Origin of the sequence: Rhizobium sp. BK316 (genome assembly GCF_014193695.1) — a bacterium.
Lineage (GTDB): Bacteria > Pseudomonadota > Alphaproteobacteria > Rhizobiales > Rhizobiaceae > Rhizobium.
The window spans coordinates 280,561-303,533 of the sequence record NZ_JACHZR010000006.1 but is presented as its reverse complement, the minus strand read 5'-3'; the positions used below and the strand labels follow the sequence as shown (position 1 = coordinate 303,533).

General features: G+C 61.5%; 26 protein-coding genes and 2 pseudogenes. 8 read left to right on the top strand and 20 right to left on the bottom strand.

Annotated features, from left to right (window positions below; all coding sequences use genetic code 11):
* Positions 1-4 precede the first annotated feature (4 nt).
* Positions 5-346 (top strand): hypothetical protein, encoded by a 342-nt coding sequence (locus FHT87_RS26855; protein ID WP_183730748.1) that lies wholly within the window; start codon positions 5-7, stop codon positions 344-346.
* A gap of 127 nt (positions 347-473) precedes the next feature.
* On the top strand, positions 474-989 hold the full coding sequence (locus FHT87_RS26850; protein ID WP_183730745.1) for a superoxide dismutase family protein: 516 nt from the start codon (positions 474-476) through the stop codon (positions 987-989).
* Position 990: 1 nt separating this feature from the next.
* Here FHT87_RS26850 and FHT87_RS26845 read toward each other — a convergent pair whose 3' ends face one another.
* The 8 genes from FHT87_RS26845 to FHT87_RS26810 form a co-directional block, all read right to left on the bottom strand.
* Positions 991-1,911 carry a mechanosensitive ion channel domain-containing protein gene (locus tag FHT87_RS26845; protein ID WP_183805794.1) on the bottom strand — a complete coding sequence of 307 codons (921 nt, stop codon included), beginning with the start codon at positions 1,909-1,911 and terminating at the stop codon, positions 991-993.
* A gap of 54 nt (positions 1,912-1,965) precedes the next feature.
* The gene (locus tag FHT87_RS26840) at positions 1,966-2,496 is read right to left on the bottom strand and encodes a tyrosine phosphatase family protein (protein ID WP_183805793.1); all 531 of its coding nucleotides are present in this window, start codon (positions 2,494-2,496) and stop codon (positions 1,966-1,968) included.
* Positions 2,493-3,101 (bottom strand): HD family hydrolase, encoded by a 609-nt coding sequence (locus FHT87_RS26835; RefSeq protein ID WP_183805792.1) that lies wholly within the window; start codon positions 3,099-3,101, stop codon positions 2,493-2,495. The genes FHT87_RS26840 and FHT87_RS26835 overlap by 4 nt, the downstream gene beginning before the upstream one ends.
* On the bottom strand, positions 3,098-3,937 hold the full coding sequence (locus FHT87_RS26830; protein WP_183805791.1) for a folate-binding protein YgfZ: 840 nt from the start codon (positions 3,935-3,937) through the stop codon (positions 3,098-3,100). The genes FHT87_RS26835 and FHT87_RS26830 overlap by 4 nt, the downstream gene beginning before the upstream one ends.
* Positions 3,938-4,007: 70 nt before the next feature.
* Positions 4,008-4,760, bottom strand: coding sequence for a hypothetical protein (locus tag FHT87_RS26825; RefSeq protein WP_183730733.1), 753 nt, complete (start codon positions 4,758-4,760; stop codon positions 4,008-4,010).
* Between the two features lie 19 nt (positions 4,761-4,779).
* Positions 4,780-5,037, bottom strand: a complete 258-nt coding sequence (locus tag FHT87_RS26820; RefSeq protein ID WP_018115578.1) for a hypothetical protein — start codon at positions 5,035-5,037, stop codon at positions 4,780-4,782.
* 103 nt (positions 5,038-5,140) lie between these two features.
* Entirely contained in the window at positions 5,141-5,599 is a 459-nt protein-coding gene (locus FHT87_RS26815) for a TIGR02301 family protein (protein WP_183805891.1), read from the bottom strand.
* A 78-nt stretch (positions 5,600-5,677) separates the two neighbouring features.
* Positions 5,678-6,094: an NUDIX domain-containing protein gene (locus FHT87_RS26810; RefSeq protein ID WP_183805790.1), complete on the bottom strand. Its 417-nt coding sequence runs from the start codon at positions 6,092-6,094 to the stop codon at positions 5,678-5,680.
* Positions 6,095-6,200: 106 nt separating this feature from the next.
* On the opposite strand from FHT87_RS26810, the gene FHT87_RS26805 reads away from it, so the two are divergent.
* The 3 genes and pseudogenes from FHT87_RS26805 to FHT87_RS26795 all read left to right on the top strand — a co-directional run.
* Positions 6,201-6,521, top strand: coding sequence for a YnfA family protein (locus FHT87_RS26805; protein ID WP_183730724.1), 321 nt, complete (start codon positions 6,201-6,203; stop codon positions 6,519-6,521).
* Between the two features lie 87 nt (positions 6,522-6,608).
* The gene (locus tag FHT87_RS26800; protein ID WP_183805789.1) at positions 6,609-7,373 is read left to right on the top strand and encodes an SOS response-associated peptidase; all 765 of its coding nucleotides are present in this window, start codon (positions 6,609-6,611) and stop codon (positions 7,371-7,373) included.
* 59 nt (positions 7,374-7,432) lie between these two features.
* Positions 7,433-7,609 (top strand): annotated as a pseudogene (locus FHT87_RS26795) (LysE family transporter); the annotation flags it as partial.
* Between the two features lie 8 nt (positions 7,610-7,617).
* Here the strand turns inward: FHT87_RS26795 and FHT87_RS31300 are convergent.
* The 5 genes and pseudogenes from FHT87_RS31300 to FHT87_RS26775 all read right to left on the bottom strand — a co-directional run bounded on the left by FHT87_RS31300 (position 7,618) and on the right by FHT87_RS26775 (position 13,784).
* Complete coding sequence (locus FHT87_RS31300) at positions 7,618-7,755, bottom strand: hypothetical protein (protein ID WP_246698134.1); 138 nt, start codon at positions 7,753-7,755, stop codon at positions 7,618-7,620.
* A 167-nt stretch (positions 7,756-7,922) separates the two neighbouring features.
* Complete coding sequence (gene pssA / locus FHT87_RS26790; protein WP_183730718.1) at positions 7,923-8,768, bottom strand: CDP-diacylglycerol--serine O-phosphatidyltransferase; 846 nt, start codon at positions 8,766-8,768, stop codon at positions 7,923-7,925.
* Between the two features lie 17 nt (positions 8,769-8,785).
* A pseudogene (locus FHT87_RS26785) lies at positions 8,786-9,487 on the bottom strand (phosphatidylserine decarboxylase); the annotation flags it as partial.
* Positions 9,488-9,620: 133 nt separating this feature from the next.
* On the bottom strand, positions 9,621-11,498 hold the full coding sequence (locus FHT87_RS26780; RefSeq protein WP_183730712.1) for an ABC transporter ATP-binding protein/permease: 1,878 nt from the start codon (positions 11,496-11,498) through the stop codon (positions 9,621-9,623).
* 264 nt (positions 11,499-11,762) lie between these two features.
* Positions 11,763-13,784, bottom strand: coding sequence for a LysM peptidoglycan-binding domain-containing protein (locus FHT87_RS26775; protein ID WP_183805788.1), 2,022 nt, complete (start codon positions 13,782-13,784; stop codon positions 11,763-11,765).
* Between the two features lie 156 nt (positions 13,785-13,940).
* On the opposite strand from FHT87_RS26775, the gene FHT87_RS26770 reads away from it, so the two are divergent.
* Positions 13,941-14,564 (top strand): TIGR00730 family Rossman fold protein, encoded by a 624-nt coding sequence (locus FHT87_RS26770; protein ID WP_183730706.1) that lies wholly within the window; start codon positions 13,941-13,943, stop codon positions 14,562-14,564.
* A gap of 2 nt (positions 14,565-14,566) precedes the next feature.
* On the opposite strand, the gene rarD is transcribed toward FHT87_RS26770, so the two are convergent.
* Positions 14,567-15,481, bottom strand: a complete 915-nt coding sequence (gene rarD, locus FHT87_RS26765) for an EamA family transporter RarD (protein ID WP_183730704.1) — start codon at positions 15,479-15,481, stop codon at positions 14,567-14,569.
* A 114-nt stretch (positions 15,482-15,595) separates the two neighbouring features.
* On the opposite strand from rarD, the gene FHT87_RS26760 reads away from it, so the two are divergent.
* A complete protein-coding gene (locus FHT87_RS26760; protein WP_183730701.1) occupies positions 15,596-16,456 on the top strand; it encodes a methyltransferase domain-containing protein in 861 nt (286 codons plus the stop codon).
* 2 nt (positions 16,457-16,458) lie between these two features.
* Here FHT87_RS26760 and cimA read toward each other — a convergent pair whose 3' ends face one another.
* The 6 genes from cimA to cysS are packed head-to-tail and all read right to left on the bottom strand — an operon-like array spanning position 16,459 to position 21,869.
* Positions 16,459-18,075 carry a citramalate synthase gene (gene cimA / locus FHT87_RS26755; RefSeq protein WP_183730699.1) on the bottom strand — a complete coding sequence of 539 codons (1,617 nt, stop codon included), beginning with the start codon at positions 18,073-18,075 and terminating at the stop codon, positions 16,459-16,461.
* A gap of 30 nt (positions 18,076-18,105) precedes the next feature.
* Positions 18,106-19,065, bottom strand: a complete 960-nt coding sequence (pip, locus tag FHT87_RS26750) for a prolyl aminopeptidase (RefSeq protein ID WP_183730698.1) — start codon at positions 19,063-19,065, stop codon at positions 18,106-18,108.
* Positions 19,062-19,538, bottom strand: a complete 477-nt coding sequence (locus FHT87_RS26745; RefSeq protein ID WP_132651032.1) for a GFA family protein — start codon at positions 19,536-19,538, stop codon at positions 19,062-19,064. The genes pip and FHT87_RS26745 overlap by 4 nt, the downstream gene beginning before the upstream one ends.
* Entirely contained in the window at positions 19,535-20,020 is a 486-nt protein-coding gene (locus FHT87_RS26740; protein ID WP_183730696.1) for a GFA family protein, read from the bottom strand. The genes FHT87_RS26745 and FHT87_RS26740 overlap by 4 nt, the downstream gene beginning before the upstream one ends.
* A complete protein-coding gene (locus FHT87_RS26735; RefSeq protein WP_183730693.1) occupies positions 20,020-20,496 on the bottom strand; it encodes a GFA family protein in 477 nt (158 codons plus the stop codon). Before FHT87_RS26735 ends, FHT87_RS26740 begins: the two co-directional genes overlap by 1 nt.
* A complete protein-coding gene (gene cysS / locus FHT87_RS26730; protein WP_183730690.1) occupies positions 20,493-21,869 on the bottom strand; it encodes a cysteine--tRNA ligase in 1,377 nt (458 codons plus the stop codon). The genes FHT87_RS26735 and cysS overlap by 4 nt, the downstream gene beginning before the upstream one ends.
* A gap of 351 nt (positions 21,870-22,220) precedes the next feature.
* Here cysS and FHT87_RS26720 point away from each other — a divergent pair, with 351 nt between their 5' ends.
* Positions 22,221-22,970 (top strand): GH25 family lysozyme, encoded by a 750-nt coding sequence (locus tag FHT87_RS26720; RefSeq protein ID WP_183730687.1) that lies wholly within the window; start codon positions 22,221-22,223, stop codon positions 22,968-22,970.
* Positions 22,971-22,973 lie beyond the last annotated feature (3 nt).

The window sequence follows — 22,973 nt, the reverse complement described above, 5'->3', positions numbered from 1 at the left end:
TTGTATGACTGCTCTTTCATCAGTTTCAGACATCTCTTATGCATATTTGGCAACGCTCTCGCGGCTCGACGCCAATGGCGACGGTGTGCTGAGCCGCACGGAACGCGCGGCGGATGAGAAGCCCGGCATTATCAGGGAATTTCTCGAAGACGATGATGCTGGCAATATGCAGCCGAAATATCCGAGCAGCCTCGTCGCGCTGGTGATGGAATATCGCGACAACGGCTCGGCGACCGGCATGGCCGTTCCCTATGCACTGCAGCAGGTTCTCCCTGATGCCGACGATCAGGCCATGCAGATCTATCGCAATACCTACGGCGAATTCGATCTCGATATCGCCGCCTGAGCCTGGGCCGGCCCAAGCTGAACGATCCCGCCGGCCCGTGGCCGGCTTTTTCTTGCCTTTTATGCAGGCAGGAACACCTTCCCTCGTGAGGCGTTGGGACGAAGTCCCCGAAATGGAAGGAAACCCGATGAAAATCATATGCACCATCGCTGCCCTCGGCCTGCTTGCGGCGGCGCCCCAAGGCTTTGCTCAGAACAAGCAGACGGCGACGGCGAATTTTGTCGGCCCTGACGGCAAGGAGGCCGGACGCGCCACGCTGACGGCTGCCGCCAATGGCGGCGTTTTCATCGAGGCGGAAATCTCCGGCCTGCCGATCAATAAATGGGTCGCCTTCCATATCCATGAAACCGGCCGCTGCGATGCCGCAACCCATCACGAATCCGCCGGAGGGCATTTCAATCCGACCAAGGCCGAGCATGGCTTCCTCGCCGCCAAAGGCCCGCATGCCGGCGACATGCCGAACCAGTATGTCGGGCAGGACGGTATCCTGCGCGCCCAGGTCTTCGACACCATGATCTCGCTTGACGGCAAGACGGATGGCGTGCGCGGCCGCGCGCTGATGGTGCATGCCAATTCCGACGATTACCGAAGCCAGCCTTCGGGCGGCGGGGGCGACAGGATTGCCTGCGGCGTGATCAAATAGATTATGGCTGCGTCTGCGGGGACGTCTTCGGCGTCCTCTTGCGGGCCGAAACCCTGGCCTGCGCTTCCTCTGGTGGCGGTTCGGGAACGGGAGCGTTCGAAACTTCCGCCGGAGCGTCGCCAGCCTCGCCCCTCTTGTCAAAGGCAAGCTTGACGCGCTTGATCATGTCGCGGCTCAGGCCCCACCAGTCGCCTGTCGATGCCCAGTAGCGCAACGTCACGCTGACCGCACTGTCGCTGAGACTATCGATGAAGACGCTCGGCGCCGGTGTCTTGAGGACGCGCTTATCGGCGGTTGCAAGCTTCATCAGCGTCTCCATGGCGAGATCGAGATCCTCCTGATGCGTAATGTTGATCTTCACTTCGTTCTGCCGGGTCGGCTGACGGCTGTAATTGGTGATCGGCGTATTCCACAGCGTCGAATTGGGCGCCAGCCGGTAAAGGCCGTCTCCCGTCTTCAGTTCCGTGGCGAACAGGCCGATCTCCAGCACCGTTCCGGAGATACTGCTCGTCTCGATATATTCCCCGACCCGGAAGGGTCGCAGCACCAGCAGCATGATGCCGGCAGCGATATTCTGCAGCGTCCCCTGCAGCGCAAGACCTACGGCAAGGCCGGCGGCGCCGAGAGTGGCGATAATCGATGCCGTCTGCACGCCGAACTGCCCGAGAACGGTGACGAAGACCAACACCAGCATCGCATAGCGCACGACATTGGTGAAGAAACGGGCGAGCGTCTCGTCGATGCCGCGCACGCGCGAGATGCCCTCATAGGCCCAGCGGCTGATGAGGCTCGCCGCCACCCAGCCGACGATGAGCAGGATGATCGCCCCGAGGATGGAGAAGGAATATTGCACGGCAAGCGCACTCGCCTGATCGAGTGCCGAGCGGGTTGCGATGATAAGGTCGGTGGCCTGCTGTTCCATCACGTGCTCCTCGGATGCCTCGTCGAGGGCAAGATGGGGCAGGGGTGAGGAGCGTCAACCGTTCGAATTGTCTCCGACGGACAGCACGAAGGGCGCGTTGCCGTCGGCCTCCGCACCGCGGCCGATCGCTCTCACGGCGTCGACGAGCCGCCCGCGCCGGTCAAGCAGCGCATCGCCGATTTCGATGATCCGTGCATTCGGTGTCGCATAGGGCGAGGCGGCGCGCAGCCGTCGGGCAAGTGCCGCATCTTCCTGCTCCGGCGCGAGCGACAGGGCGGCAATCAATGCTGCGGCGGGCGAGCGCGATACGCCCATCCAGCAATGGATCAGGAGTGGCGCCTGCTGCTGCCAGCCGGCGGCGAAATCGATGATCGCCCGCACATGCTTCTCGTCGGGCGCCACGAGATCGCCGGTGCCCTTGAAGGTGATATCGTTCATATTGAGCAGTAGGTGCCGGTCGGCCTGGATGATGCCCGGCCGGTGAAAGGCCTGTTCCTTCGCCATCAGGCTGATCATTTCGCGCGCCTTGTGCCGCACCGCCATCTCGGCGATACGCGAAAGCGGGGAAACCACGATCACGGTCATGGGGTCACGATCCGCTCCGCCTCGATCTCGGCGAAACGCTCGCAGAAAAGCCGCTGTGCTTCGAGTGCAGGCAGGGGATCGATCAACAGCATGTCCCTGGTGATGCCGCGCGGCTGGCCGAAGAATTTCTGCGCTTCCGCAGGCGTGAAGCCGGCAAGCACCGTCGCTTCGAAATAGGCGGCGATCGTATCGGCCTTCTTGATCTTGTCCTTGAGATCGCGCGAAGGGTGCGGCGGCAGGCCGAAGCGCAGGTGCACGGCGGCCTCCAGCCGCTTTTCGACGGTCTTGTATCCGCCGCCGACAACGGCCTTGAAAGGCGAGATCATGTCGCCGATCACATATTCCGGCGCGTCATGCAGCAGCGCCATCAGGCAATCGCCGGGCGTGGCCTCGTTGAAATGCCGGAAGATGGACTCGACGACAAGGCAATGCTGCGCGACCGAAAAGGCATGATCGCCCGACGTCTGGCCGTTCCAGCGGGCGACGCGCGCGAGCCCGTGGGCGATATCGGTCAGTTCGACATCGAGCGGCGAGGGGTCGAGCAGATCGAGCCGCCGGCCGGACAGCATGCGTTGCCAGGCGCGTGGAGCCTTCGCAACCGTCACGCGCTGGCCTCGTCCGAGGAGGTCGGGAAGCTGAGGCCGGACCAGGCCGGCAGGCTGAGCGTCACGGAAACATCGCCGGCAAGCAGCGGCGTGCCCGATGCGATCGCCTCGCCGGCGCGGTCGATGCGCACGATCGCCAGTCCACTCTGTCCCTCGACGGAGCCGAGCGTGCCGACGGGCTTGCCATTAGCCGTGATTTCAGTGCCGCTGGCCGGCAGCGCTGCGCCTGCCGACACGGTCACGACGCGGCGTCTTGCCGTGCCGCGATGCTGCATGCGGGACACCACTTCCTGGCCGACATAGCAGCCCTTCTTGAAGGAGAGGCCGCCATTGAAATCCATCAGCACGTCATGCGGAAAGGCGTCCTGAAGCGCGTAATCAGGCCCTGATATCACGATGCCATGTTTGATGCGCAATGCATCGTAGAGGGCCTCGTTAGAGCTGCCATGATGGCCGGCGCGGCGCAAAAGCGTGACGCCCGCCTTGGAGAATCGGCTGTCTTTAGCGCCGTCCCCAGCATCCTCGCCCCACGAAACGGTCACACCATCCTCGGCGTCAGGCGTCAGCGTCACCGGCGCGCGCAGGCGGTACATGGTCAGCCGTTTGAGCAGGGCTTCGCGCTGGGCCGCATCCGTTTCGATGACGAAGCCGTCGCCGTCGCGCCAGATCATGAAGTCGAAGAGGATCTTGCCTTGCGGCGTCAGCAATGCGCCCGGCCACGCCTCGTCCGCGCCGAGCGAAACGATGTCGGTGGTGATGAGATTCTGCAGGAAGGACTCTGCTTCTTCGCCGCCGACGGCAATGAGCGAGCGGTCTTTCAGGAATACGGCTGGCATGGCGAAACCTGTCGCGTTGGTGATCGCTCAGAGGTATGTCTTTGAGGCTGACGGTGCAAGCGTTGCGGCGTCAGTCGCCCGCAGTGAAGAACTTCCATTTGCCGTCGGGCGTTATGCCGACGCGATAGAAATTATAGCCGCCGAACTCCTGCATATCGGAGAGATCGCCTGCCGTGACGATGCGCAGCAGTTCCACGCGTTCCGGCGGGGTCAGCGATTTCAGGTCCTTCTCGGCGAAATAGGGCCAGACATACATGTCATCAGCCGTGCCCTGTCCGACATGCACGAAGCCGGTCGAGATGACGTCGAGCATGATGGCGAGGATTTCGTCGCCGTCGGGATCGCCCGAGAGATCCTTCAGCGTGCCGATCGGATCGTCAGTGGGTTCGCCGACCGTCACCTGCGTCTGGTCGGCACCGGTCCCCATCAGCGGGCGCAGGCGTTCGAGATCGCCTGATGCGGCAGCCTCGACGATCTGTTCGCGCATCTTGCGCACTGGCTCCGGCACCTTGCTGATGTCGTAGATCACGTCGACGGCCTTGGAATCGTCGGATGCGCCCGGTGTCTTGTCGACGCTCTGGCCGCCTTGCTTGTTGACGAGCGGATCGGGCTGGGGAATGCCGGAAGAGCCGTTCTGTGGTGCAGCCGGTTGCTGCTGGCCCTGTTGCGCTGTGGCCGGCGCATCGGGTTGGCCCGGAATCTTCTGAAGTTCGGAAAGCGCGTAGGCGGAAGATGCGGACAGCACGCTGCCTGCGGCAAGGCCGACGGCAAGCAGGACCGGCGCGAGCGGGATTCGCGAGGAAATATCTTTACCGGTACGCATGAGACTCTCTGTATTGCCCTTATTGCAGGGTCCTGTTGGTGGAAAACTCACCTGCCAGCATGCGATCACGCAGCGAGTCCAGCAAGGCCTCGGCGCTACCTTCTCCATGCAGTCTGATCGTCTCGCGCAGTGCATGGGCAATCGCGGCATCGGCAATGATCTCAGGCTCGATGCCGTCGGCCATGCCGTCGGCCCAAGCCTCGTTCTGGTATTCCAGAGCCGCCTGCATCTTTTCGTGGACGATCATGTCGTCGATGTCGTTGAGGCTTGGTTCCATTATCTTTTCCTCAGCACTTCTCATGTCTTACCGCTACGTTAACAACACTAACAGCCTTTTCCCAAAACGACACGTGCGCATGCGAAAACAGGTTAATTAAACGTTAATTTCCGAAGCGCGAAGTAATTTCTGTGGCAAGTGTTGCACCTTCGTTACGGTAGCGCTCTTCTGCCACGATGGCCGCCTGGGTGCAATCCGTATAAACCGAGGCAAAAGCGCGGTAGCCGCGATTGAAGGCTGCGGTCAGTTTTTCCTTGCGCTGCGGCTCTCCATTCGTTTCAGAATCAAGCAGTTGTTGCATGTCGCTCCGCCATTCGTCAGCCCCCGGCGCCTTGCACAGCGTGCGCAGGTAATGCACCGAACCCAGAACCTCCGCGAGCCGCGCCAGCTTGTCGTCATAGGGTACGATCGCGACCTGCGGCACGATCTCCTCTGGCGGCGGAGGCGCATTCTTGCCACCCTGCGCCCCTCCTTGTGCCCCTCCTTGCGCCATTGTGGGACCGGCCCAGACGAGGCCGCCAAAGACGAGAGATGACAAGACAACGCGTCGAACGGGAATCATGCTCCCCAGTTGATACAGGGAGCATGACAGGAACAAGGCGGATAGGGCAGTTTCCACTTCTATTCTAGCGAGTGCGCCTCATTCACCGGCCGACAGCCGCTCTGCGCATTCGAGCACGCTTTGCGGCACTGGCATGCGCCGGATCTCTTCCACGCTGTACCAGCCGATCGCCGCAGCATCGTCAGCGGCTTCAGCCACCAGATGGCGATCCGCCTCGACGCGGAAGACGGAGAGGAAGAAATGGCTGCTGATGCTGCCATCGGGCGCATGCGTCTTCAAGTCATAGGTGGAGAACAGCAGCGGGTTTCGTGCCTGAATGCCGGTCTCTTCGAGAAATTCGCGCAGTGCCGTTTCCTCGGGCGTCTCGCCGGGTTCGCCTCGTCCACCGGGAAACGCATACATATCGGCCGAAGGCGGGTTTCGCCTGAGCACGAGAAGGAACCGGCCATCACGTTCAAGGATGGCGGAAGAGGCGGGTTTGGCCTGGGAGGTCATTGTTTCGCACGCTTTGCTGTGATGCCGCCTTATCCCACGGGCGGCGCACCTTGCGCAACCGTCGGCATTGCGTGGAATATGGCACAACGATTCCTGCGAGACGCCGTTGACCTACCTCATCTACGCCCTTGCCGCTCTCTTCGAAATTGCCGGCTGCTTTGCCTTCTGGGCCTGGCTGCGGCTAGCAAAACCCGTCTGGTGGCTGGCGCCGGGTATGGTGTCGCTTGCCTTGTTCGCCTGGCTGCTGACTCTGGTGCCGAGCGAGGCGGCTGGGCGCACTTTCGCAGCCTATGGCGGTATTTACATCGTTGCTTCGCTGTTGTGGCTATGGCTCGCGGAAAGCCGTGTTCCCGACCGCTGGGATATCGGCGGTGCGCTGGTCTGCCTCGCCGGCACGGCGATCATCCTCTTTGCGCCGCGCAGTTAGAACAAGTCCGCTGAAGATGTGCAGCGCCTTTCCATTCAGAGGACAAAGCGCCTTGACCGATGCCGGACAGGGTGCAAAGACATCCGCATGTGTGGACGTTTTGCCCTGACAGAGGTGGTCAAGGATATCGCCGAAACCTTCAGCCTTGCCGAGCTAGAGGGCTTTCCGGCGCGTTACAACATCGCGCCGACGCAGCCGATTCTCGTCGTCATATCAGGTGAGGGGCAGGAACCGGGCAGCAACCTGCCGGATCGCCGCGCTTTGCTGGTGCGCTGGGGCTTCACGCCGGGCTGGGTCAAGGACCCCAAGGAATTTCCGCTGCTGATCAATGCGCGCTCGGAAACCGCGATCGGCAAGGCTTCTTTCCGCGCTGCCATGCGTCATCGCCGCATCCTCATCCCGGCCTCCGGCTTCTATGAATGGCATCGTCCTTCGAAGGAAAGCGGCGAGAAGGCGCAGGCCTATTGGATCAGGCCGCGCCGTGGCGGCGTGATCGCCTTTGCCGGCCTGATGGAAACATGGTCCTCGGCCGATGGGTCCGAGGTCGATACCGGCGCCATCCTGACGACGAAGGCCAACGGCGCCATTTCCTCGATCCATGACCGCATGCCCGTCGTCATCCAGCCGGAGGATTTCTCCCGCTGGCTGGACTGCAAGACGCAGGAGCCGCGCGAGGTCGTCGATCTCATGCAGCCGGTTCAGGACGATTTTTTCGAGGCGATCCCGGTCTCTGACAAGGTCAACAAGGTCTCTAATATGGGGCCGGATCTGCACGATCCGGTGCCGCTCGAAAAGCTGCCGAAGCCGCTCCAGAAGAAAACGCCCGATGACGGGCAGCTCAGTTTCTTCTGAAACGCGTCGCGCAAAGCTGCCCAGCCTTTCGGCCGCCTGTCATGGCACGGATCACGGATCGTCTCGCCTACGGCCTTGGTGCCGCCACGGCGTCGTTCGTCTGGTTCTTTGGGCTGGAATATGGGGCGCGTCTCTTGCAGCCCATTTTTGCCGGACCCGCGGCATGGCGGGTTCCGGATGTCATTATCAGCATCGTCATGAACCTGCTGGCGATCAGCCTGCGCGTGCGGTTCTTCGCGCCCGCTCAGGCGAGCTTCTTGACCGGCGCCGGCTTTGCCATCATCGAGGCGGCAGCCACGGCCTTGAGGCCGAGCGGGCGGTAGTTGGTCGCGAGATCCGGCTTGGCTGCCTGCTGCTGCTGTTCCGACTTCTTCGAGGTCACGATACTCTCCTTACGTGTTTCCCTAGAATTTTATGTATCTTGCTCTTTTGTCCTCAATAGCGACAAAACAGAGGCATTGCTCATCAGGAAATGTGAATACGGACCATAATTCGCGAGGCTTAACCGAAGCCTGCGTACGTTAATACTTACTTAAGAAAATAGAGCGCTCAGATGTGGCGGCCGATGTCGTCCTCGCCGACACCGGGTTCCTCGATGGTCAGCGTGCCATATTTGCGCTTCCACTTCCGCGCTCCGAAGGGCAGCGAAATGAGGTAGGCGCAGACCGTGAAGACCATCACTTCCCAAGTGAAGCTCATCAGCAGCGCAACGTAGATGACGACGCCGAGCATGGCCGGCAGCACGAGATCGCGTCGCATCCGGCTTTCGGATTTACCGGACCAGACAGGCAGGCGGCTGATGAGCAGGAAGGCGATGAGGACCGTGTAGCCCGAAGAGAAAAAGGCGAAGGTACGGTCGGTGGAGAGGCCGAGGAAGCCCAGATAGACTGGCAGCAGCACCAGCATGGCGCCGGCCGGCGCCGGCACGCCGACGAAATATTCCGACTGCCAGGGCGCGCGGTTCTCGCGCTCCGACATCACGTTGAAGCGCGCCAGCCTCAGGCCGGCCGCGATCGCGTAGATGAGTGCTGCGATCCAGCCGAGCGAGCGTGCCGCATCAAGCGCATAGACATAGACCACGAGGGCAGGGGCAACGCCGAAATTGACGATATCGGCAAGCGAATCCATCTGCGCGCCGAATTTCGACGTGGCCTTCATCAGCCTTGCCACACGGCCGTCGATGCCATCGAGGAAGGCGGCGACCAGCACCATGGCGACAGCCAGCTCGTAGCGGTTCTCAAAGGCGAGCCGGATGCCGGTCAGGCCGGCGCAGATCGCCAGGATGGTGATGAGGTTCGGTACAACGAGCCGGATCGGAATCTCGCGCAGGCGCGGCCCGCGGGCGGAATCGTCGTTTGGGCCGTTCGGTTCGAAGGGCGGAAAAGGAGGTTCCATATCGCGCGCTCCTGAAATTAGCTGCGGCGACTGATGACCGGACCCTTTGCCGAGGCGAATTCGGCAATGACGGTCTCGCCGGCTATCGCCGTCTGGCCAAGCGAAACGCGTGGCGCGGTATTGGCGGGCAGGAACACGTCGAGCCGCGAGCCGAAGCGGATAAGGCCGAAACGCTCGCCGGCATCGATAGGTTCGTTGACATGCGAAAAGCAGAGGATGCGGCGCGCCACGAGGCCGGCGATCTGCACCACGCCGATCTGCCCGTGGCGGGTCTCGATGACGAGGCCGTTGCGCTCGTTCTCCTCGCTCGCCTTGTCGAGTTCGGCATTCACGAAGCTGCCCGGCCGATGGTTGATGCTGACGATGCGCCCGCGCATCGGCGCGCGGTTCACATGGCAGTTGAAGACATTCATGAAGACGGAGATGCGCAGCATCGGTTCACTGCCGAGGTTCAGCTCGGCGGGTGGCGTGACCATCTGGATCGAGGAGACCTTGCCGTCGGCCGGTGAGATGACGAGGTCATCGTCTTGCGGCGTGACGCGCTCGGGATCACGGAAGAAATAGGCGCACCACAGCGTCAGGATGAGGCCGATCCAGAAGAGCGGCTTGAAGATCCAGCCCAATACGAGCGACGCGACGAAGAAGGCGGCGACGAAGGGGTAACCTTCCTTGTGCACCGGAACGATCGTGTTGCGAACCGTATCGAACAAGCTCATGAATGCCGGCCTCCTGTCGTTTTTCGTATCCGCTGGTTACAGAAAAACGACACCAGGAGCAATGCCGCGGATATCAGCAAGGCTTTCATGCGCCGGTTCTGAACAACAAAACGGGCACTTTGGCCTGTTTCGATACTCAGCTTGCCGGTGCCAACCGGTTGACGATGCCCAACTCGTCTTTCTCGCGCACCTGCTTCAGATGTTCTTCGGCCTGCGTCGCCTCGCGCTGGCGGCTCCACATCGAGGCATAGAGGCCATTCTGCTCGAGAAGGGCGGCATGCGTGCCGCGCTCGGCGATCTCGCCGCTCTTCAAAACAATGATCTCGTCCGCACCGATGACGGTAGACAGGCGGTGGGCGATGACCAGCGTCGTGCGGTTCCTGGAAACGACATCGAGCGCCGTCTGGATTTCCCGCTCCGTCGTCGTGTCGAGCGCCGAGGTCGCCTCGTCGAGAATGAGGATCGGAGGCGCCTTCAGGATGGTGCGGGCAATCGCCACACGCTGCTTTTCACCGCCGGAGAGCTTCAACCCGCGCTCGCCGACCTTGGTTTCGAAGCCCTCCGGCAGCGTCTCGATGAAATGCGCGATCTGGGCGATCTCGGCGGCCTGCTTCACGTCGGCTTCGCTGGCCGAAGGGCGGCCATAGCGAATGTTGTAGGCCACCGTGTCGTTGAACAGCACCGTATCCTGCGGCACCATGCCGATCACCGAGCGCAGGCTCTTCTGCGTGATGCCCCGTATATCCTGCCCGTCGACGGTGATCGCGCCGCTCTGGATATCGTAGAAACGATAGAGCAGCCGCGACAGCGTCGATTTGCCGGCCCCCGAGGGACCGACGACCGCGACCGTCTTGCCGGCGGGCACGTCGAAGGAAATGCCTTTCAGGATCGGCCGGGCGGCATCATAGGCGAAATGCACGTCCTTGAAGGAGATAGCGCCCTGGCCGATGGCGAGGTCCTTCGCGTCCGGCGCGTCCAGAACCTCGGCCTTGACCTCCAGAAGATCGAACATCTGCTCGATATCGATCAGCCCCTGGCGGATTTCGCGATAGACGAAGCCGATGAAGTTCAGCGGCACGGAAAGCTGCAGCAGCATGGAATTGACGAAGACGAAATCGCCGACCGTATGTTCGCCGCGCTGTACCGACCAGGCGGAAAGAACGAGCATGATCGTCGTGCCGATGCCGAAGATCACGCCCTGGCCGAAGTTCAGCCAGCCGAGCGAAGTCCACACATCGGTCGCCGCTTTCTCATAGCGCTCCATCGACTTGTCGAAGCGCTTGGCCTCCATCTCCTCGTTACCGAAATATTTGACCGTCTCGAAGTTGAGGAGCGAGTCGATCGCCTTCGTATTGGCGTCGGTATCGCTGTCGTTCATCGCCCGGCGAATGGAGATGCGCCAGTCGGAAGCGCGGATCGTGAACCAGATATAGGCCCAGACGGTAAAGGCGGTGACGGCAAGATAGGAGAAGCCGTAACCCCACCAGAAGATTGCTGCCGTCAGCAGGAATTCGATGACGGTCGGGACCGAGTTCAGGATCGTGAAACGCACGATCGTTTCGATGCCCTTGGTGCCGCGCTCGATGATGCGTGAAAGCCCGCCCGTCTTGCGTTCCAGGTGGAAGCGCAGGGAAAGCTCGTGCATGTGCACGAAGGTACGGTAGGCAAGCTGGCGCACCGCGTATTGGCCGACGCTGGCAAAGAGCGAGTCTCTGAGCTGGTTGAGGCCGAGCTGGATAAGGCGGGTCAGGTTATAGGCGATGACGAGGGCGGTGACGCCGATGAGCAGCGGCGGCAGTGTGCCCTGCAGATCCATCTTGCCGTTCAGCGCATCCGTGGACCACTTGAAGAAATAGGGCACCAGCAGCAGGACGAACTTCGAGATCAGCAGATAGACCGAAGCCCATACGACCCGCATCCTGAGATCCGGACGGTCTGCCGGCCACATATAGGGCCAGAGATTGTAGAGCGTTCCCAGCAGGTTGGTATCAGAAACTGTCTTGCTGTTTGCCATGCCTGTCTCCAGCCCGAAGGGCCGCTCTCGCCGCGGCCTGTCGCCGTTCCCGCGAGATATGATACCGGCTGGCGGAATACAACATTGATAGGGATTTTATAGGCGAAGTGTTGCGCGCCCGCGCCACAGCATCGGCCCGAAAATCGGAATCGATTTTCGGAAGCCTGATGCGTAGATTCAAAGAGTTAGAGCGTCCTTTGTGGGTCCGAATGGACGCACGGCGCTCTAAGGAAAACGGCGGCCGATGGGCCGCCGTTTTGATATTCAGGGATGCTGACCGGAGAGCCGCTTGCGATGCAGCTCCTCCGCGTTGGGCAGTGCATCCTTCGGCAGGCCGAAGATCTGGCCGGGGCGGATGCGGTCCGGATTGACGATCTTGTCCTCGTTGGCGATGTAGATCGTCGTGTAGCGCACACCGAGGCCGTAGACGCGGCGGGAAATCTGCCACAGCGTATCGCCGCGGCGGATGATGACAGCATTGTTGTTTTCCGTCAGCGGCGCCTGCTCGATCGTCTTCGGCTGGCCGGCGTCGGATATTTCGTTCGACGGCATGGGCGCGGCATTGGGAACCGTCAGCTGGGCAATGATCGCGCCGAGCTGGTCGAGCGCCGCGCCGACTGACTTTGCATCCTTCGGCAGGCCCTGCAGCACTGTGAGCGCGTTCGAGGCAACCTGCGAGGCGGAAGCCGATGCCTGCTTGATGGCGTCAGTCGCATCGATGCCCGGACGGAAATCGACAATCGAGCGCAGTGCGAATTCGGTTGCCGAGCGCGCTGCCGCAAGCTGTTCCGCACCCGGCACCCCGCCGTCTGCAAACAGGCCCTTCAGCAGGCCGAAGGCCTTCGTTGCGTCGCTCTTGAGCTTGCCGATCTGGCCTTCATCGAGCGGCACCATCGCCTGACTGGTATTCGCATTGTTGCCGGACCGGGCGGCAACCGTGACCTGATCGCCCGCTGGACGGTTGAAGTTGACGGTGGCGCGCACGAGCACCTTGCCGGCGCCGTCGACGACGTCGACGCGGATCTTGTGGTCGCCGACCGACAGATTCATCACGCCTTCGATGACGAAGTGCCCGTCCGGCCCTGCGGTATCCTGGCCGATGAGCGCATCATCGGCATAACCGACGACCTTGGCGTTGGAGCGCGTCGTGCCGGCAACGAAGATCTTGTTGCCCTCGATCTCGACGGCATTGACCATCACGTCGGCCGTGCTGCCGCCACCCTGCTGGGTGCCGGGAACCGCCGGCGCCGTCTTGGCGTTATCGCTGGCGCCTGCGGGCATATCCGGGGTCTGCACGGCGACCTGATCGTTCGCAGCGCCATTCTGCGCCGGCTGATTGCCCGCAGGTACGGCGGATGCGTCGTTGGCGGTCGGCGGCTGGGCACTGGCGACCTCAGCCTTCGGCGCCGTAATGATGCGGCTTGCCGTGCCGGGCTTGGAGACCATGGCGAGCAGTTCGCTGCCGCTGCCGTCCTTCGGCACGGAAACGGTCGCGACTTCTTCCGAGAGCGTGGTCTTGCCATCCTTGCCCGTCACTTTCAGCACGAGCTGATGGTCGCCGGCGGGAAGCGGATTGTCGAGAACGGCGGCAAAATCGCCGGTGCCGTCGACATCGGTCGTCACGACCACCTTGTCGCCGTCAAGCACTTCCAGCTTGCCATGCGGTTCGGCCGAGCCGGCAATGACGGTCGAACCATCGGGCTCGACGCGCAGCACGTCGAACGCCGGGATCTTCGGGCCTGTGTCGGAAGCGGCCGGCTGGCCGGCAGCTTCCGGCGATCCGGTCAGCGCGGCTTCGGCCTTTGTGAGTGCGGCCAGCGCATCGGCGGCATTTTCAGGCAGATTCTGGATGATGTCGCGCGCCTTGCCTGCACCGTCCTTGGCCTTGGAGACGAGGCCTGCGGTTGCGGTGTCGAGACCGTCAGGGGCGGCGAAATCGACGATCGCGGTCAGCGCATTCACGGCTGCTGTCTTGGCGCCTGCAACCGCATCGGCGGCGGGCACCTTGCCATCGGCAAACAGCGCCTTCAGGCCGGAGAGTGACTGGCCGGCATCGGCGGTGAGGCTGCCGATCTTCTGAACGGCGGCTGCGGCATCCGCGACAGCCGAGCGGGAAGTCTTAGACGCTTCGTTAACCGTATTGCTGACCTCGGTGCCGGCCTGGTTGATGGCGTCACCAACCTTCGCCACATCAGGGCCGAGCCGGGGCATGACGAAAAACACCATCAGTATGATTGCGATTACGAGCACTGCGAGGGCCAGCAAGCCGGCACGGTTTTTCATCATTACGTCTCCCAAGGCGGCAAATTGCCGTAGTATCCAGAAATTGCTAGCGATTCCCGTTGCTTTTCACAAGCATTCAAAGCAATTACACAAGCTCGGCACGCCGCTTTTCATTCAATTTTCTTGACTGCATTGAAATGGAATAGTTGTTTTTCCCTTATGACCGAACAATCTGTATCGATTCGATCCATTTGCGTTTATTGCGGCTCTCGGCCGGGACGCGATCCTGCCCATATGGCTGCCGGCCGCGCACTTGGAAAAGAGATCGCGGAATATGGCCTTCGCCTGATCTATGGCGGCGGCACGAAAGGCATCATGGGCGCTGTGGCCAGCGGGACCCTATCCAACGGTGGTCAGGTAACGGGCATCATTCCCGAGTTCCTGATCGACATGGAGGCGACCCGCCATTCGCTCGGCCAACTCAACGAGCTTATTGTAACCCCTGACATGCATGCGCGCAAACACACGATGTTCGAGCGCTCGGATGCCTTCGTGGCCTTGCCGGGCGGTATCGGCACGCTGGAAGAGATCGTCGAGATCATGACCTGGGCGCAGCTCGGCCGCCACGAGAAGCCGATGGTCTTCGCCAATATCAACGGTTTCTGGGATCCGATGATGGAGCTCATGCGCCACATGACGGGCGAGGGCTTCCTGCACACCGCCCATCGCGTCCAGCCGCTCGTCGTCGACGAGATCTCCGGCATCATCCCGGCCATCATGGCGCAGGCGGCAGAACTCGCCGCCGACCGCGGCGGCGAGGACGACGTGATCTCGAAGATGTAGGCTCAGCGCCCGCGCGTCGTCCGTAGCATCGACCAGGTATAGAAAAACAGGCCTGCCCAGATCAGCGGGAAGGCGATCATGCGCGCCCTATCCAGCTCTTCTCCGAACCCGAAGACGGCGATGAGGAAGATCATCGTCGGCGCGATATACTGCATGATGCCGATGGTCGACAGCTTGAGCAACTTGGCGCCGTTGGCGTAGATCATGAGCGGCACGGCTGTGATCAGTCCGCAGCCAAGCAGCAGGGCGGTGTCGGAAAGGCCGGTCCGGTATAAGTGTCCTTCGCCGCTGACGAATTCCAGATACAGGATGTAAAGCAGGGCAGGCAGGCTGAGGATCAGCACCTCCAGGAAGAAGCCCTGGTTCGGCCCGAGCGGCAACGTCTTGCGAAAGAGCGCATAGAAGCCCCAGCTGATTGCGAGCGTCAGCGCCACCCAGGGAATGCCGCCGCTGTCGAAAGCAAGGACCACGACCGCCAGGCCTGCAAGGCAGATCGCCGCGATCTGCATCGGCTGCAGCTTTTCCTTCAGGAGCACCGCGCCGAGAAAGATGCTGAAGAGCGGGTTGATGAAATAGCCCATGGCCGCATCGAGCGAATGGCCGGCGCCGATCGCCCAGACATAAGTGCCCCAGTTCACGGTAATCAGCGCCGCGGTCATGGCCGCCATGGCAAGCATGCGGGGAGAACGCAGCGCAACAGCAACGTCCTGGGTCCGCCCCAGGACCAGGAGCACGATGCCGGCGAGCGGCAGCGACCAGAGAATACGGTGGGCGATGACTTCGGCCGGCGAGATATGCGCCACCGCCTTCATGTAGATCGGCAGGAACCCCCACAGAAGATAGGCCGTAAGCGCGAAGGCAAATCCGCGTGGACTGTCTTCGTTCTTGATGAGCGGGGCGCTGACGTCAGCTGACATTGGATGTTTCCGTCTTTGTTCTGTTTCTGATCCGGATTAGCTTAAGCGGCGTGAATAGGCCAATTCATTTCCTTGAATGGACCGGTGTCTATTTGGCCGCCGGAAGAGGCGAACATGGACGAAACGAAACTGGCGATCTGCCGGCAGGCCTATGCCACTCAGATGCTGGCGAAGATGGGCATCGCAGGCGACGAGCGGCTGTGGCAGGTCTTTGCCACTGTGCCGCGGGAGGATTTCCTGGACCCGCCGCCGTGGCGCATGGCAAACGGGATCGGCTATCAGGACATGCCGTCGACCGATCCCGTCATCCTCTATCAGGATGTTCTGATTGCGCTGCAGGAGGGACGGCAGGTCAACAACGGCAGCCCCTCGCTGCATGCGCTCGGCCTTCACTGGCTCGCGCCGCAACCCGGCGAGACGGCCTGCCATATTGGCGCCGGCGGTGGCTACTACACCGCCATGCTGTCGCATCTGGTCGGTCACGACGGCCATGTCGTGGCAATCGAATATGACCGGGATCTTGCCGCCCGCGCCGCCACCAGTCTGGCCCCTTACGGCAATGTCGAGGTCATCTGCGGCAACGGCCTGAAATGGCCGCAGTCGCCATTCGACGCGATCTACGTCAATTTCGCGGTCCACAGGCCAGCCGAAGCCTGGATCGACAATCTCGCTGTCGGCGGCAGGCTGATTTTTCCGCTCAGCGCACCCTCCCGTGACGGCAGGGATAATTTGCGTCCACTCAGCGCCCGCGGCGGCTTCTTCCTGATCGAGCGCACGCCGAGTGACTATCGCGCCCGTTATCTGAGCTCTACCGTCTTTGTCTGGGGCCATGGCGCGACCGGCACGCTCGAGACCTACAGGGCGCTCGAAGACACCTTCCGGCATGGCGGCATGAACGAGGTCACGCGGCTGCGCTGGAAGACGCCGAGAGAAGAGGACGAATGGTATTCGGAGGAGGACTGGGGCCTCCTCTGAGCCTATTCGGCGGCGATCTTGCCGGCGAGCTGCCGGTTCTTCATCAGCTTGTAGATCACCGAATCCATCAGCGCCTGGAACGAGGCGTCGATGATGTTGTCGGAAACGCCGACAGTCCACCAGCGCACGCCGCTGGAATCGGTGGATTCGATCAGAACGCGGGTGATGGCGTCAGTACCGCCATTGAGGATACGCACCTTGAAGTCGGCGAGCACGAGGTCATCGATCTCGTGCTGGTACTTGCCGAAATCCTTGCGCAGCGCAAGGTCGAGCGCGTTGACCGGGCCTTCGGCTTCCGCAACCGACATCAGCGTCTGCCCGTCGATGCTGATCTTCACGACCGCTTCGGAGACGATCTTTATACGGCCGTGGGAATCGAAGCGCCGTTCGATCATCACCCGGAAACCATCGAGCGAGAAGAAGTCCGGAATGGTGCCCATGGTGCGGCGAGCGAGAAGCTCGAAGCTCGCATCCGCACCCTCATAGGCATAGCCGGATGCTTCGCGCTCCTTGACGATGGAGATCAGGAGATCGAGCTTCGGATCGTCCTTGGCGACGTCGATACCGCGCCGCTTCAGCGCATTGATGAAGTTGGCCTTGCCCCCCTGATCTGAGACCATGACCTTGCGGAAATTGCCCACACTTTCCGGCGGTACGTGCTCGTAGGTGCGCGGGTCTTTCAGCAGGGCCGAGGCGTGGATGCCGGCTTTGGTGGCGAAGGCAGACGCGCCGACATAAGGCATCTGATGATCCGGCGAGCGGTTCAGCAGTTCGTCGAACGCGTGCGACAGGCGGGTGAGGTTGGTCAACCGATCCGCGTCGATCGCCGTCTCGAAACGCGTGTTGTAGGCGCTCTTCAGCGCCAGCGTCGGGATCAGCGTCACCAGATTGGCATTGCCGCAACGTTCGCCGACGCCGTTCAGCGTACCCTGGATCTGGCGCACGCCTGCCTCGACCGCGGCGAGCGAATTGGCGACCGCCTGGCCGGTATCGTTATGCGCATGGATGCCGAGACAGTGTCCCGGCACGCCGGCGGCGATCACGGCTTCGACGATGGCGCACACTTCCGGCGGCTGCGTGCCACCATTGGTGTCGCAGAGCACCACCCAGCGCGCGCCGTTTTCGTAAGCGGTCTTGGCGCAGGCGAGCGCATATTCCGGATTGGCCTTGTAGCCGTCGAAGAAATGCTCGCAGTCGACCAAAGCTTCCTTGCCGGCGGCAACCACGGCCTTGACGCTTTCGGCGATGCATTCGAGGTTTTCCTCGTTGGTGCAGCCGAGCGCCACCTGCACATGATAATCCCAGCTCTTCGCGACGAAGCAGACCGCATCGCTGCGCGCCTGCAGGAGGCTCACGATACCGGGATCGTTGGAGACGGAAACGCCAGGACGCTTGGTCATGCCGAAGGCGACGAAGGTGGCCTGGCTGGTACGCTTCTCGGCAAAGAAGGCGGTATCGGTCGGGTTTGCGCCCGGATAGCCGCCTTCGACATAGTCGAGCCCGAACTCGTCCAGCATGCTTGCAATCGCAATCTTGTCCTCGACCGAAAAATCGATGCCGGGCGTCTGCTGCCCGTCCCGAAGCGTCGTGTCGAAGAGGTAGATTCTTTCGCGTGTCATGGTGGTGTTTCCTGTCGCGCCTTGCGGCTTTTATTGTTTGCCTGCGAACCGGTCCGTCGCCCGGATCAACTGGTCGAGAATGCCGGGTTCCGAGAAAGCGTGACCAGCCCCTTCGATCAGGTGGAAGTCGGCCTTCGGCCATGCCTTGTGCAGCAGCCAGGCGTATTTGGCCGGGCAGGGCATGTCGTAACGTCCGTGGACGATGACGCCGGGAATATCCTTCAGCTTATGGGCATCGCGCAGCAACTGGCCTTCATCCATCCAGCCGGCATGGACGAAGAAGTGGTTCTCGATGCGCGCAAAGGCATAGGCGAAATCGGCTTCCTCGAATTTGCCGCTCGTCGATTTCTCGGGCAGCAGCGTGATCGTCTCGCCCTCCCAGATGCTCCAGGCCTGCGCGGCCTCGAGAGCAACCGCCCGGTCCGAACCGGTGAGCCGGCGGTTATAGGCGAGCATCATCTCATGGCGTTCTTCCGGCGGGATGGGTGCGACGAAGCGCTCCCACTTGTCCGGGAACATTTCGGAGACGCCGAACTGATAATACCAGTCGAGCTCGGCCCGCGTCAGCGTATAGATGCCGCGCACGATGAGTTCGGACACCCGCTCGGGATGTTTCTCGGCATAGGCGAGCGCCAGCGTCGAGCCCCAGGAGCCGCCGAAGACCTGCCATTTGTCGACGCCAACCATGTTCCGCAGCCGCTCGATATCGGCAACGAGATGCCAGGTGGTGTTGGACTCCAGGTTCGCATGCGGCGTGGACTTGCCGCAGCCGCGCTGGTCGAACAGCAGGACGTCATAGAGCTTTGGGTCGAACAGGCGGCGATGAACAGGCGAAATGCCGCCGCCGGGGCCGCCATGCAGGAAAACCGCCGGCTTGGCGCCCGGTGTACCGGAGCGTTCCCAATAGATCACATGGCCATCGCCGACATCGAGATGACCGCAGGCATAGGGTTCGATTTCGGGATAGAGCGTGCGCAGCACTTCCGTCATATCTTCACGCCTTTCGCCGGCCAGACTGCGGTATCGTGATCGGGATGCTGGAAGGATATGATCGCTTCCTGCCGGGCATAGAAGTCCGGGTCCTTGTGAACAGGCGCGTCGAAGATCGTCTCGACCCAGGGCAGGCGGGAATCGTAATTGACCTGGATCTGCGGCGCGAGGTCGCTGCGGTCGTCGAAGGTGCCGATCGCAAGCTCCAGACCGCCCGGATGGCGATAGGTCATCGGCGTGCCGCAATCGCGGCAGAAGCCGCGGTCGATATTGACCGAGGACTGGAAATAGGCGGGCTCGCCGCGCGTCCATTCCATGCCTTCTTCCGGCGCCGTCACCAGCGCGGAAAAGAAGCCGCCGAACTGCTTCTGGCACATGCGGCAATGGCAGATGGACGGGCGTCCGAGCTTGCCTGTGATGCGGAAGCGCACGGCGCCGCATTGGCAGCCGCCTGTTCTAGTCGTCTCGGTCATGAATGAGCTCCGGGTGGCCAGTGGGATGTATCGTGGTCTGGATGCTGGTGATTGCTCGCCGCGATCCTGTCCTCGCGATCGGTTGTTTCCGGTTCCGGTTCGACTGGCAAGCCGTCGATCACATGAAACCAGACCATTTTGCTGTCGAGATTGGACTGCATGACCGGCTTTACCGCCTGCGGATCATCGAGCGAGCCGAGCGTGATGTTGATGGAGTCGGCATCGGGAATGTCGTAGAAAAGCGGCGTGCCGCAATCGCCGCAGAAGCCGCGCCGCACGAGGCCGGAGGAGTGGAACCACCTGGGCTCGCCGCGCGTCAGCTCGAAACCTTCACGCATGGCCGCAGCAAGCGGCAGGAAATAATTGCCGGCGGCTTTCTGGCACATGCGGCAGTGGCAAATATGCGGATAGCCGAGTTCGCCGCGCGCCCGATAGCGAACTGCACCGCATTGGCACCCACCAGTTTGCTCCACCGTTTCCATCAGGCATGATCCTCCGGCGGCCAGACCGGCGTATCGTGATCCGGATGCTGATAGGAAACGATCTCGCGGAGAAAGGAGCCTGCCGCAAGATCCGCTTCGGTCCGCTCTCCGGGCAATTCGTGCAGATGATCGACGAAGCCGATCTTGCCTTCCACTCCCCATTGAATGGTCGGTGGCAGTTGCGACGGATCGTCGAATGCGCCAGCCGCAACCGCCATGCCGTCCGGCGCCTCATAGGTCAGCGGTGTGCCGCAATCGCCGCAGAAGCCACGGTTAACGAAATTCGAGGACCGGAAGCTCTTCCGCTGCCCCCTTGTCCATTCGAATTCCATTCCACGCACGGAAACCAGCGGCGCATAATAAGCACCGAACGCTTTCTGACACATTCGGCAATGACAGATCGACGAATCCGGCGGCGTCCCCCGCATCCGGAACCGGATCGCCCCGCATTGGCAGCCGCCGGTATAGACGTTCATTTCTTCACCTCCCACGTCGTCACGCGCTCACCCGTTGCCGGATCCTTGCCGTCCTTGAGCTGTATACCCTCGGCGGCAAGCGTATCGCGGATCTTGTCGGCTTCGGCGAAATTCTTCGCCTTGAGCAACTCCAGCCGAGCCTTGACCCGCGCATCGATTTCCGCCGCCACCGCCTCGTCGATCTCGGTCTTTTTCGGCAGCACGCCGAGCAGGGCCGCACTGGCGGCAAAAACGGCGTCGTTGCCGGAATGCGCCAGCGCATGCAGCGCCTGTACGGCCGCGACCGTATTGAGATCGTCGGCGAGCGCATTCAGCACCGTCTCGTCCGGCTTGGCATCACCGGGTTCGGCCGCCGGCCATTTGGCGAGCAGCCGTTCGGCCTCTTCCAGCCGCTTGACCGAAAAATCGATCGGCTCGCGGTAATGCGTCATCAGCATCGCAAGACGCAGCACTTCGCCCGGCCATTGCCGGCCGGCGAATGTCTCCGTGTGCAGCAGCTCGTAGATGGTGACGAAATTGCCTTCGGATTTCGACATCTTGCGGCCTTCGACCTGCAGGAAGCCGTTATGCATCCAGACATTCGCCATCACATCGGTGCCATGGGCGCAGCGCGACTGGGCGAGTTCGTTTTCATGATGCGGGAAGATCAGGTCCAGACCGCCGCCGTGGATATCGAAGACATCGCCGAGATAGCGCCCGCTCATGGCCGAGCATTCGATATGCCAGCCCGGACGGCCGCGACCCCAGGGGCTTTCCCAGCCGGGCTCGTTCTCGTCAGACAGCTTCCAGAGCACGAAGTCGCCGGGATTCTTCTTGTGTGCGTCGACGGCAACTCGGGCGCCGGCCTGTTGTTCATCGAGATTGCGCTTCGAGAGCTGGCCGTATTCGGCCATCGACTTCGTGTCGAACAGCACTTCGCCTGATGCCTGGTAGGCATGGCCGCGCGCAATCAGCCGCTCGATGATCTCGATCATCTGGGCGATATTGTCGGTCGCGCGCGGCTGCACCGTCGGCTCAAGGGAGCCGAGCGCCTTAGCATCATCGAGAAACTGCGTCTCGGTCTTTTCGGTGACCGCCCGGATCGCGTCGTTCAGCGGCAGGCCGGGATAATCCCTGAGCGCCCGCGCGTTGATCTTGTCATCGACATCGGTGATGTTGCGCGCATAGGTGACGTGGCTTTCGCCATAGACATGGCGCAGCAGGCGGAACAGCACGTCGAAGACGATGACCGGTCGCGCATTGCCGATATGGGCGTAATCGTAGACCGTCGGGCCGCACACATACATGCGGACATTTTCGGCATCGATCGGCTTGAAGACCGATTTCTCCCGCGTCAGCGTGTTGTACAGCTTCAGTTCCGGCGTACCGCCCATTTCACTCTCCTAAAATGCATATGCAGAAAAATACCACCACCGGAGGCCGGGGCGTTTCGCATCTTGGACATTTGGGAGACGAAAACGGCCAGGCCAGCTTTGGGCTAGCGAATAATCTTCCGGCAAATAATGCAGGTAACCGTTTTCATGAGGCGTTTTATGGCGCGGGATCGGAGTTTGGTCAAGAGGGCGAGCAACGATCCGAGGCAACCTGAGTTATCTGTCTCGTCAATCGACTGCAGCGATGGACGCCCAGCGAAAGAGATGTGCTTGCGTTAAGATTTCTTGGTCATTTTCAAGACGTAAATTTCGCATAGCCAATTGCGAAGCCATTGAAAACAGGAGGAATGGGTGAGGGGAGTGGCACGATGGACAATCGGCGCGACCGCAATTCTGGCAGTCGCGTCCGCCGCATATTTCGCCTACGATTTCGGTATGGTCCGCTTCAACAATCCGTCTCTAAGCCGCTATCCGATCCAGGGTATCGATGTCAGCCACCATCAAGGCGACATCGATTGGAAAACCGTCGCCTCGAAGGCGAACGTGCGCTTCGCGATCATGAAGGCGACTGAAGGCGGAGATCACCGGGATTCCAAATTCGCTGAGAACTGGCAGCGTGCCGGAGATGCCGGACTAATAAGAGGCGCTTATCATTTCTTCACCTTCTGCCGCCCCGGCAAGGATCAGGCGCAGAATGTCCTCGCGACCGTGCCGAAGGAAGCGGGAACCCTGCCGATCGCCGTCGACCTGGAGTTCGTCGGCAATTGCGATAAGGTTCCGACGCTCGAGGAAATGGCTGCGGAAGTGAATGCGTTTTTCACGGAGCTCAAAGGCACTTTTCCGGAAAAGCCCATTTTTTACGTCACCGAGGAGTTCTTCGATCAATATCTGAAAGGCAATGAAGCGCGCTTCCCGGACCATTATCTGTGGCTGCGAAGCGTCTTCAAGGAGCCGACACAAGAGGGATGCAGTCGTTGGTCGATATGGCAATTCGCCGATAACGGCACCTTGGACGGCATTCAGGGACCGGTCGACCTTAACGCGTTGTGCCCGTCGGAGGCCTGTTTGGCTCATCTGTTCCCGACCGTTGCGGCGAATTGAAGC

What these genes read in the sequence shown, in the direction of transcription:
- FHT87_RS26855 (WP_183730748.1), top strand. Translation starts at nt 5, where the DNA reads ATGACTGCTCTTTCATCAGTTTCAGACATCTCTTATGCATATTTGGCA.
- FHT87_RS26850 (WP_183730745.1), top strand. Translation starts at nt 474, where the DNA reads ATGAAAATCATATGCACCATCGCTGCCCTCGGCCTGCTTGCGGCGGCG.
- FHT87_RS26845 (WP_183805794.1), bottom strand. Translation starts at nt 1,911, where the DNA reads ATGGAACAGCAGGCCACCGACCTTATCATCGCAACCCGCTCGGCACTC.
- FHT87_RS26840 (WP_183805793.1), bottom strand. Translation starts at nt 2,496, where the DNA reads ATGACCGTGATCGTGGTTTCCCCGCTTTCGCGTATCGCCGAGATGGCG.
- FHT87_RS26830 (WP_183805791.1), bottom strand. Translation starts at nt 3,937, where the DNA reads ATGCCAGCCGTATTCCTGAAAGACCGCTCGCTCATTGCCGTCGGCGGC.
- FHT87_RS26825 (WP_183730733.1), bottom strand. Translation starts at nt 4,760, where the DNA reads ATGCGTACCGGTAAAGATATTTCCTCGCGAATCCCGCTCGCGCCGGTC.
- FHT87_RS26820 (WP_018115578.1), bottom strand. Translation starts at nt 5,037, where the DNA reads ATGGAACCAAGCCTCAACGACATCGACGACATGATCGTCCACGAAAAG.
- FHT87_RS26815 (WP_183805891.1), bottom strand. Translation starts at nt 5,599, where the DNA reads ATGATTCCCGTTCGACGCGTTGTCTTGTCATCTCTCGTCTTTGGCGGC.
- FHT87_RS26810 (WP_183805790.1), bottom strand. Translation starts at nt 6,094, where the DNA reads ATGACCTCCCAGGCCAAACCCGCCTCTTCCGCCATCCTTGAACGTGAT.
- FHT87_RS26800 (WP_183805789.1), top strand. Translation starts at nt 6,609, where the DNA reads ATGTGTGGACGTTTTGCCCTGACAGAGGTGGTCAAGGATATCGCCGAA.
- pssA (WP_183730718.1), bottom strand. Translation starts at nt 8,768, where the DNA reads ATGGAACCTCCTTTTCCGCCCTTCGAACCGAACGGCCCAAACGACGAT.
- FHT87_RS26780 (WP_183730712.1), bottom strand. Translation starts at nt 11,498, where the DNA reads ATGGCAAACAGCAAGACAGTTTCTGATACCAACCTGCTGGGAACGCTC.
- FHT87_RS26775 (WP_183805788.1), bottom strand. Translation starts at nt 13,784, where the DNA reads ATGATGAAAAACCGTGCCGGCTTGCTGGCCCTCGCAGTGCTCGTAATC.
- FHT87_RS26770 (WP_183730706.1), top strand. Translation starts at nt 13,941, where the DNA reads ATGACCGAACAATCTGTATCGATTCGATCCATTTGCGTTTATTGCGGC.
- rarD (WP_183730704.1), bottom strand. Translation starts at nt 15,481, where the DNA reads ATGTCAGCTGACGTCAGCGCCCCGCTCATCAAGAACGAAGACAGTCCA.
- FHT87_RS26760 (WP_183730701.1), top strand. Translation starts at nt 15,596, where the DNA reads ATGGACGAAACGAAACTGGCGATCTGCCGGCAGGCCTATGCCACTCAG.
- cimA (WP_183730699.1), bottom strand. Translation starts at nt 18,075, where the DNA reads ATGACACGCGAAAGAATCTACCTCTTCGACACGACGCTTCGGGACGGG.
- pip (WP_183730698.1), bottom strand. Translation starts at nt 19,065, where the DNA reads ATGACGGAAGTGCTGCGCACGCTCTATCCCGAAATCGAACCCTATGCC.
- FHT87_RS26745 (WP_132651032.1), bottom strand. Translation starts at nt 19,538, where the DNA reads ATGACCGAGACGACTAGAACAGGCGGCTGCCAATGCGGCGCCGTGCGC.
- FHT87_RS26740 (WP_183730696.1), bottom strand. Translation starts at nt 20,020, where the DNA reads ATGGAAACGGTGGAGCAAACTGGTGGGTGCCAATGCGGTGCAGTTCGC.
- FHT87_RS26735 (WP_183730693.1), bottom strand. Translation starts at nt 20,496, where the DNA reads ATGAACGTCTATACCGGCGGCTGCCAATGCGGGGCGATCCGGTTCCGG.
- cysS (WP_183730690.1), bottom strand. Translation starts at nt 21,869, where the DNA reads ATGGGCGGTACGCCGGAACTGAAGCTGTACAACACGCTGACGCGGGAG.